This window comes from Lentzea sp. NPDC058450 (assembly GCF_042721395.1).
Classification (GTDB): domain Bacteria; phylum Actinomycetota; class Actinomycetes; order Mycobacteriales; family Pseudonocardiaceae; genus Lentzea.
Genome location: NZ_JBHXLO010000001.1, coordinates 49,657 through 57,234, shown reverse-complemented (window position 1 = coordinate 57,234; position 7,578 = coordinate 49,657). Strand labels below are relative to the sequence as shown.

The following is a 7,578-nucleotide window of genomic DNA, read 5'->3' as shown; positions in this document are numbered from 1 at the left end:
TGCCCCCGCCCCCCCCCCCCCCCGCCCCCCGGGGCCCCCCCTACCCCCCCCCCCACCTCTGGCGCGCCCCCCCCCCACACCCCCCCCCCCCCCACGCCGACTTCCAGCTCGCGTTGTGGCTCACCCTCGAAGCGGGGTTCGACGGGGTCGCGCCGGCACGGGCCGAGGACCCGGAAGTCCTGCGGTGGCGCGCACTTCTGAGCGAACGGTGGAGCGCCGCTCTGCTCGACCTGACGACGCCCGTGGTGCGGGCGGCGGGTGGCGACACGGCCTCGCCCCAACGGGTCGGCGACCACCTCATCAGCCTGATCAGCGCCGGCCACACCGGCCTGCACTCGTTCGCCGAGACCAGGGCCACCGCCGCCCAGCTGCGTGAACTGGCCGCGGTCAAGGCGCTCGACCCCCTCGACCGGATGCCCGCCGTTGCGATCGCGGCGCACAACACGGCTCGGGTGCTGACCGGGCCGTCGGTGGTCGGCTACCAGGCCGCGTCCGCCGCCGTTTCCCTGCTGTTCGACCGGAAACCGGACCACGAACGGAGCTGGGGGCAGCTGCTGGTCGCCTGCCGCGAGCACCTGACCGCGAACCCCGGCCAGACGCAGGAGCTGCTGCACGCCGCGGCCGCCGCGATCGTGCTGGACGTGCGGCTCAGCCGGCACCTGCTGGAGTGCTGGTCGCAGGCCGTGCCGGCGCTCGGCCCGGTGCGGATCGCGGCGATCGGAACGGAACACCGGGTGCTGCCCGCGCTGGCGCTGGCCGGCGAGTCCGCCTGATCAGCGGACGCGGACGCCCGCGATCCAGACACCGGTGATGGCGCGGGTGGCCGTGATGTCGACCGTCGGATCGCCGTCGACCTCCACCCGGTCGTCCTCGATGCCGGTCAGGCCGAAGACCCGTGCGGGCAGTTCGGTGGCGGCGCGCAGAGCCTCGGCCGGAGTGAGTCCGGCGGCGACCAGGAGCTCCAGTTCGTGGTGCATCGACTCGCCGTGCTCCGGGGCGAACGGTGCTCCGGGCGCCGAGTTCGCGTCCGTTCCGGCCAGCACCTCCACGCCTGCGTCGCGCAACCGGGTCACCGTGTCGCGGGCGTGTTCGTAGCGGAAACCCAGTCCCGCCAACAACTTCGCGGTGCCTTCCATCATCGTCAGGGTCGGCACCGACACCATGCCGATCTCGCGCATGCCCGCGATGGTGTCGTCGTCCAGGACGGCGTCCAACGGGGCGTGCGTGCTGATGTCCACACGGGCCTCCACGGCCACACGGAACGCTCCGGTCGTCACGGAGTGCGCGACGACGAGCAACCCGTGGTCGTGCGCGGCCTGCACCAGGGCGTTGACGGTCGGCTGGTCCATGCCTTCCGGCGGCGCGGCCTCCGTGACGATCTTGATGAAGTCGGCACCGTCGGCGACCCGGCGCTCCACGAACGCGCGGGCCTCGTCAGGACTGGTCACGATCCCCTCGGCCGGGAAGCCCGGCATCTGCGCGTGGTGGCCGCCCTTGCCGACGGCCGGGATCGTGGCGCTCCTGATCCGCGCCACGCCCTTCTGCCCGCGCATCTCGTCCACGAACTCGCGCGGCCACGAGCCCATGTCGAGGCCCGTGGTGACGCCCCAGTGCGCGAGCTTCTCCAGATCGGCACGTCCCGACGTGTGCACGTGGGCGTCGATCAGGCCTGGCAGCACGGTCATAGCGCGTCTCCCTCATTTACCTTTTACGAAAGCTATCGCTAAAGGTACTATCACAGGCATGTCCTCGCTGTCACTCGCCCAGCACGCCGTGAGGCTGCAAACGCTGCTCGAACGGCACATCGCCGAGGTGCTCAAGAACCACGGGCTCTCCCGCAGCGAACTCGACGTGCTCGGAGCGTTGGCGTGCGGCGACGCCCGCCCTCAGGAGCTGTCGTCGCAACTGCTGCTCACCACCGGCGGCATCAGCAACATCCTGCGCAGGCTCGAAGCCGACGGGCACATCACGCGCGAGGCGAACACCAAAGACGCGCGCAGCAACATCGTGCGCATTACGCCCCGAGGTGAAGCCATCGCGCGCGAGACAGGCGACGCCGTCACCGAGGTGATCAACCGCGTTCTCGGTCCCGTCGACGACTCACTGATCGAGCGGGCGGCCGAGCAGCTGCACGAGGTCCTCCTCGCGCTCGACGAGGACGCACCGGTGCACCGCGGCGCTACGAACTGACGGCTCGGGCCGCCCGCGAGGCCAGTCCGGCGAACGCGTCCCTCAGCTTCTGCGGCCCGACGACCTCGATCTCGGCGTCGAACCGGGCGAGGCTCGCGGCGAGCGCGGCCCACGACCACGACCCGGCCACCAGCCTCGTCCGCGCCGGTCCGATCTCCTCGGCGGCGCCTTCCCCGACGAACGGCGCGACCTCGGCTAATGGCAGCCCGAGCACCACCTCACCCGTGCACGGCCACCCGCTGTCCGACCCCTTGAACCGGGCTGCCAGGAACTCGGTCACGCTCCCGCCCGGCACCTCGCGCCGCGCGAACCGGGGCCCGTTGGGGATGCGGAGCGACAACCGGTCCACGCGATAGGTGCGCCAGTCGGCACGTTCGGAACTCCAGCCGACGAGGTACCACCGGCCACCCCGCACCACGAGGTGATGCGGCTGCACGCGTCGAAGAACCGGCTCACGACCGGGCGAGGCGTAGTCGAACCTCACCTCTTCGAGGCCGCGGATCGCGCCGCTCAACGCGAGCAGCACCTCGGTGTCCACAGTGGACGACCCACCGGCGGCCGTGACCTCCAGCGCGTCCACGCGGCGCCGCAACCGCGACGGCATCACCTGCCGCAGCGTCACCAGCGCCCGCGCCGCGCCCTCCTCGATCCCCGCACCGGCGCTGACCGCGATCCGCAACGCCACGGCGAGCGCGACCGCTTGTTCCTCGTCGAACAGCATCGGCGGCAGCTGACTGCCCGCTTCGAGGCGATACCCGCCGTCCGGCCCCTTCACCGCGTGCACCACGTACCCCAGCTCGCGCAGCCGGTCGACGTCGCGGCGGACGGTCCGCTCACTCACGGACAACCGCTCGGCGAGCACGGTCCCCGGCCAGTCGCGGCGCACCTGGAGCATCGACAGCAACGCGAGCAGGCGTGCGGAGGTGGTCGAAGCAGACGCGGTCGGCATGGTCCGAAGTGTGCCAGGAGAAGCGGACGTTCCCTGTCCTCTACCTACGACATCGTGGTTCTCGTCGCCCGGGAAACCTCCCGCGACCAGCATCTCGACGAAGGACGACCATGTCGCTCAACGCAGTCACCCACCTGAACTTCCGCGGCCAGGCCCGGGGGGCCCTGGAGTTCTACGCCGAGGTGTTCGGCGGGCAGACCACCATCGCCACCTACGGCGACTTCGGCATGCCCGCCGACCTCCCCGGCGCGGGCAACGTCGTGTTCGGCCAGGTCGTGGCGGACAACGGCTTCCGCGTCATGGCCTACGACGTGCCCGGCGCGAACGCCCCCGTCACCCCCGGCGACACCCGCCGCGAGAACGGCCTCACGCTCACGACCGAGCCGTTCTTCCTGTCCGTGCGCGGCGACTCCGTCGAGGAGATGAGCGCGCTCTGGAAAGGCCTGGCCGACGGCGCCACGGTCGTCGAGGAGTTCGGGCCCGCTCCGTGGTCGCCGGGCTTCGGCATGCTCACCGACCGGTTCGGCGTGACCTGGATCGTCGACGTCGCCGCGTGACCTCGGGCCGGCCGGGTCGACCCTGCGCTCGACCCGGCCGACGTTCACCACCTAGGAACCGAGCGGCAGCACTCGGGACAGCACGGGCACGGTGGCCGCGGCGACGACGGTGTGCATGAGGATGAGCGCCAGCGAGTTCACCGGAGCCGCGCCGCCCGCGAGGATGCCCAGGTCAGGCACCCACGAGACCACGACGACGACCGGCACCAGCACGCGCAGCACGCGTCGCGGGTTGCTCGCGAACCGGCGCACGAGGTACCAGCCGAGCGTGCCGAGCAGGATGCCGAGGACGGTCGCCGGCGCGTACTCGGCGAGCGCGAGCCCGACGCGTTCCGTTCCCTCGGGCACGAACTTGCCCGCGACCAGGGCGATCAGCGCGTTGACGACGATCGAGACCACCGCGGCGCCGAGAAGGCCCACGACGACCTCTCCGGTGCTCGGCGCGAGTGCCGAGGAACGGGTGGGGAAGCTGGTGTCGGCCATGATCCGTGTCCTTCGGTAGGCTGATTTGCAAGCAGTCACTTGCAAACAAGGTAGCCACTGAGGCACGCTCAATGCAAGTGCACACTTGCATTCAAAGGAGGGGTGAGTGGCGAGCCGGGTGAGCGACCAGGCGGTGTTCGACGCGATGCTGGAGGTGATCGCCCAGCACGGGTACGAACGGGCCACCACGCGCACGATCGCGGACGCCGCCGGGATCAACGAGGCGACGCTGTTCCGCCGGTTCACCTCCAAGGAGAACCTGCTGAAACTGGCGGTGCGGGGCAGCTTCGCGGGCTTCGCGCTCGACCTCGACGCGCCCGGCGACGACGTGGCCGCCGACCTGCTCACGATCGTCCGCTACTACGCGCACCTCTACGAGTCCCGCAGCGGCGTCGTGCTCACGCTGATGCGCGAGGCGAAGTTCAGCCCCGAGGTGGCCGCCGTGCTCACCGAACCGGAGAAGCTGCTCAGGCGCGTCGACGAGGTGATCCTGCACCACCAACGGCGCGGGGCGCTGGTCGTGGAACCGCCGCGGCACACGTTCTTCGCGCTGGTCGGGCCGCTGATGATGCGCTCGCTCGCCCGGCGCGTGGACCAGCTGGCGACGCAGACTCCGGCCGATCCCAAGGCCGTCGTGCGCCGGTTCCTCGAGGGGCATCGGCCCTAGTCACAGGTCGCGACGCAACGCCTGGAGCACCTCGAGCTCGCGGTCGATGTCGCGCCGCTTGGCCTCGAGCCGGACGACCTCCTGGGCGAGCAGCTCCTCCATCACGCCGGTGCGTTCCTCCGGCGTCGCCTCCAGGCACGGCAGCAGCTCGCCGATCGTGAAGCTGGACAGTCCCGCGGCCAGCAGGTGCTGGATCATCACGACCCGCTCGACCATCGCCGGGTCGAAGTCGCGCCATCCTCCCCCGGACCGGGTGGAGCGAACGAGCCCGACGCTCTCGTAGTAGCGCAGCGAGCGAACGCTGACGCCGCTCGCCTCCGCCAGTTCTCCGATGCGCACACGCCGAGTCTTGCACCTGACGTTGGTGTCAGGTTCGACCCTCGTGGGGTCCACCCACTCCGAGAGGAAACCCATGCACTGGCTCCACCTGGCGGTCGCCGTCGTGTTCGAGACGGCCGTCGCGCTCTGCGCCGGCAAGGCACAGGGCTTCACCCACCGCGGCTGGACCGCCGCCACGCTCGTCACCGGCGGGCTCGCCACGTACTTCCTCAGCCGCGCCCTGCTGACGTTCGACGTCGGCGTCGGCTACGCCCTGTGGACCTCGCTCGCGGGCGTCGGCATCACGGTGCTCGGCGCGCTCGTGTTCGGACAGCGGCTCACCTGGCGCAAGGCCGCCGGGATCGCGCTGGTCATCGGCGGCGTGGTCGGTCTGCAGCTGGCGGGTGCCGCGTGAACGCCTGGCTCACCCTGCTCCTCGCCGGAGCCTTCGAGGTCGGCTACGCGCTGTCGGTCGGCGGCAGCGAGGGCTTCACCCGGTTGTCCTGGTCGCTCGTGGCCGTGGTGTTCTTCCTGCTCACGCTCTGGGCGCTCAGTTCGGCGCTGCGGACGATCGACGTCGGCATCGGGTACGCGGTGTGGGCGGGCATCGGGGCCGTCGGGGCCGCGCTGCTCGGGCCGGTGTTCTTCGACGAGACGCTCACGCTCGCCAAGGCCGGGTGGCTGGCGGTGATCATCGCCGGCGTCGTGTGGCTCAAGCTCGCCGACCGGGAGCCCGCCTAGAGCCAGCCGCTGTCCTCGGCGACCTTCACCGCTTCCGCACGGGTGCGCGCGCCGGTCTTGCCGATCGCCGCGCTCAGGTGGTTGCGCACGGTCCCCTCGGACAGGTGCAACGCCCGCGCCAGGTCCGCCACCGTCCCACCGTCCCGGGCGACGGCGAGCACGTCGCGTTCGCGGTCGGTCAGCGGGCTCTGGCCCGTGGCGAGCGACTCCGCGGCCAGGGCCGAGTCGACCACGCGCAGGCCCGCGTGCACCCGGCGGACGGCGTCGACCAGTTGTTCCGGTGAGGCGTCCTTCACCACGAACCCGGCCGCGCCCGCCGCCATCGCCCGTGCCAGGTAGCCCGGGCGGCCGAAGGTGGTGCACACGATCACCCGGCACGACGGCAGGGCGCGACGCAGGTCGGCGGCGGCGCTCAGGCCGTCCTTGCCCGGCATCTGCACGTCCAGCAACGCCACGTCCGGGTGCGTGCGCTGGGCCTCGGCGACCACCTCGTCGCCCGAGCTGACCTGGGCGACGACCTCGATGTCCGGCTCCAGGCCGAGCATGGCGGCGAACGCGCCCCGCACCAGCGCCTGGTCGTCGGCCAGCAGCACCTTGATCACACCGTCTCCCCGACCTCGGCGCGCAGCCGGTAGCCACCTTCGGACAGCGGCCCGGCGACCACCCTGCCACCGTGCGGCTCGAGTCGTTCCGCCAGGCCCTTCAAGCCGGTGCCCGGCGTGCCGACGCCGGTGCCGCGGCCGTTGTCCCACACCTCGAGCCAGGTGTCGCCGAGGACGACCGAGCAGCGGGTCGCGGCGGCGTGGCGCAGCACGTTCGTGATCGCCTCGCGCAACACGTACCCGAACACCCCCTGGAGCTCGGGTCGCACGTTGTCCACCGCGTGCGGCAGGTCCGCCTCGACCTCGGCCGCCCGCAACGCCGCCCGCGCGCCGACGATCTCCGCCGACAGCGACACCTCGCGGTAGCCGGAGACGGTGGTGCGGACGTCGCTCAACGCCTGCCGCGTCAGGTGCTCGACCTCGCGGATCTCCTCCAGCGCCCGGTCCGTCGAGGAGTTCTCCAGCAGGCGGCGGGCCACCCCGGCCTTGAGCGTGATCGTGGTCAGGCTGTGCCCGAGGACGTCGTGCAGGTCGCGGGCGAGCCGGCTGCGTTCCTCGGTGCGGGCCATCGCGGCGATCTCGTCCTGGGCGGCGGACAACGCCATGTTCGCCCTGATCATCCGGCCCACCGCGAGCATGCCGAGCGAGAGCGACAGCAACGTGCCGAGCTGGGCGCCGTCGATCGCGAGGTCCTGCTCCACGTACATCGTTCCGGCCAGCAGCACGAGCACCGTCCCGTCGATCAGGATGGCGCGCAACGGTTTGAGCACCACCGCCGTCGACGACATGACGTAGACCATCAGGCCCGCGTACGCCATGCCCAGCGAGTACACGACGACCAGGCCCAGCAGGGTCAGGCCCACCGCCAGCGCGGTGTTGAAGTTCTCGCTGTCACTGCCCCAGAAGAACTTCGGCGCGACCAGCCAGCCCGCCGCGTACGCCACGAGCAGCACCACGAGCACGACCCGGGCCACCACACCCCGGTCGCTCACCACGACGTCGTAGATCACGGCCGGGATGTAGAGCAGCACGAAGACGAGGCCGAACCAGATCCACCTGTTGCCGCTCACG

12 protein-coding genes are annotated in these 7,578 nt (G+C 71.4%); 6 read left to right on the top strand and 6 right to left on the bottom strand.

Going from position 1 to position 7,578, the window contains the following annotated elements; translation table 11 throughout:
• Nucleotides 1-113 precede the first annotated feature (113 nt).
• A complete protein-coding gene (locus ACFWNN_RS00290) occupies nucleotides 114-773 on the top strand; it encodes a hypothetical protein (RefSeq protein ID WP_382437622.1) in 660 nt (219 codons plus the stop codon).
• Here the strand turns inward: ACFWNN_RS00290 and ACFWNN_RS00285 are convergent, their stop codons facing one another.
• Entirely contained in the window at nucleotides 774-1,685 is a 912-nt protein-coding gene (locus ACFWNN_RS00285) for an amidohydrolase family protein (protein ID WP_382437621.1), read from the bottom strand.
• Between the two features lie 58 nt (nucleotides 1,686-1,743).
• Between ACFWNN_RS00285 and ACFWNN_RS00280 the strand changes: the two genes are divergently transcribed.
• On the top strand, nucleotides 1,744-2,190 hold the full coding sequence (locus ACFWNN_RS00280) for a MarR family winged helix-turn-helix transcriptional regulator (RefSeq protein WP_382437620.1): 447 nt from the start codon (nucleotides 1,744-1,746) through the stop codon (nucleotides 2,188-2,190).
• Here the strand turns inward: ACFWNN_RS00280 and ACFWNN_RS00275 are convergent.
• The gene (locus tag ACFWNN_RS00275) at nucleotides 2,180-3,139 is read right to left on the bottom strand and encodes a helix-turn-helix transcriptional regulator (protein ID WP_382437619.1); all 960 of its coding nucleotides are present in this window, start codon (nucleotides 3,137-3,139) and stop codon (nucleotides 2,180-2,182) included. The genes ACFWNN_RS00280 and ACFWNN_RS00275 overlap by 11 nt on opposite strands.
• Nucleotides 3,140-3,249: 110 nt before the next feature.
• On the opposite strand from ACFWNN_RS00275, the gene ACFWNN_RS00270 reads away from it, so the two are divergent.
• On the top strand, nucleotides 3,250-3,696 hold the full coding sequence (locus ACFWNN_RS00270; RefSeq protein ID WP_382437618.1) for a VOC family protein: 447 nt from the start codon (nucleotides 3,250-3,252) through the stop codon (nucleotides 3,694-3,696).
• A gap of 51 nt (nucleotides 3,697-3,747) precedes the next feature.
• On the opposite strand, the gene ACFWNN_RS00265 is transcribed toward ACFWNN_RS00270, so the two are convergent.
• The gene (locus tag ACFWNN_RS00265; RefSeq protein ID WP_382437617.1) at nucleotides 3,748-4,179 is read right to left on the bottom strand and encodes a DUF6069 family protein; all 432 of its coding nucleotides are present in this window, start codon (nucleotides 4,177-4,179) and stop codon (nucleotides 3,748-3,750) included.
• A 106-nt stretch (nucleotides 4,180-4,285) separates the two neighbouring features.
• On the opposite strand from ACFWNN_RS00265, the gene ACFWNN_RS00260 reads away from it, so the two are divergent.
• Entirely contained in the window at nucleotides 4,286-4,846 is a 561-nt protein-coding gene (locus ACFWNN_RS00260) for a TetR/AcrR family transcriptional regulator (protein WP_382437616.1), read from the top strand.
• Here the strand turns inward: ACFWNN_RS00260 and ACFWNN_RS00255 are convergent, their stop codons facing one another.
• Nucleotides 4,847-5,185 (bottom strand): MerR family transcriptional regulator, encoded by a 339-nt coding sequence (locus tag ACFWNN_RS00255; protein WP_382437615.1) that lies wholly within the window; start codon nucleotides 5,183-5,185, stop codon nucleotides 4,847-4,849. It lies immediately after the preceding gene.
• A 73-nt stretch (nucleotides 5,186-5,258) separates the two neighbouring features.
• Between ACFWNN_RS00255 and ACFWNN_RS00250 the strand changes: the two genes are divergently transcribed.
• A complete protein-coding gene (locus ACFWNN_RS00250; protein WP_382437614.1) occupies nucleotides 5,259-5,579 on the top strand; it encodes a DMT family transporter in 321 nt (106 codons plus the stop codon).
• Nucleotides 5,576-5,905: a DMT family transporter gene (locus ACFWNN_RS00245; protein WP_382437613.1), complete on the top strand. Its 330-nt coding sequence runs from the start codon at nucleotides 5,576-5,578 to the stop codon at nucleotides 5,903-5,905. Before ACFWNN_RS00250 ends, ACFWNN_RS00245 begins: the two co-directional genes overlap by 4 nt.
• On the opposite strand, the gene ACFWNN_RS00240 is transcribed toward ACFWNN_RS00245, so the two are convergent.
• Nucleotides 5,902-6,507: a DNA-binding response regulator gene (locus tag ACFWNN_RS00240; RefSeq protein WP_382437612.1), complete on the bottom strand. Its 606-nt coding sequence runs from the start codon at nucleotides 6,505-6,507 to the stop codon at nucleotides 5,902-5,904. The genes ACFWNN_RS00245 and ACFWNN_RS00240 overlap by 4 nt on opposite strands.
• On the bottom strand, nucleotides 6,504-7,577 hold the full coding sequence (locus ACFWNN_RS00235) for a sensor histidine kinase (protein ID WP_382437611.1): 1,074 nt from the start codon (nucleotides 7,575-7,577) through the stop codon (nucleotides 6,504-6,506). Before ACFWNN_RS00235 ends, ACFWNN_RS00240 begins: the two co-directional genes overlap by 4 nt.
• Nucleotide 7,578 lies beyond the last annotated feature (1 nt).

Coding starts and splice junctions, on each gene's coding strand:
- ACFWNN_RS00285 (WP_382437621.1), bottom strand. CDS start 1,685: ATGACCGTGCTGCCAGGCCTGATCGACGCCCACGTGCACACGTCGGGA.
- ACFWNN_RS00280 (WP_382437620.1), top strand. CDS start 1,744: ATGTCCTCGCTGTCACTCGCCCAGCACGCCGTGAGGCTGCAAACGCTG.
- ACFWNN_RS00275 (WP_382437619.1), bottom strand. CDS start 3,139: ATGCCGACCGCGTCTGCTTCGACCACCTCCGCACGCCTGCTCGCGTTG.
- ACFWNN_RS00270 (WP_382437618.1), top strand. CDS start 3,250: ATGTCGCTCAACGCAGTCACCCACCTGAACTTCCGCGGCCAGGCCCGG.
- ACFWNN_RS00265 (WP_382437617.1), bottom strand. CDS start 4,179: ATGGCCGACACCAGCTTCCCCACCCGTTCCTCGGCACTCGCGCCGAGC.
- ACFWNN_RS00250 (WP_382437614.1), top strand. CDS start 5,259: ATGCACTGGCTCCACCTGGCGGTCGCCGTCGTGTTCGAGACGGCCGTC.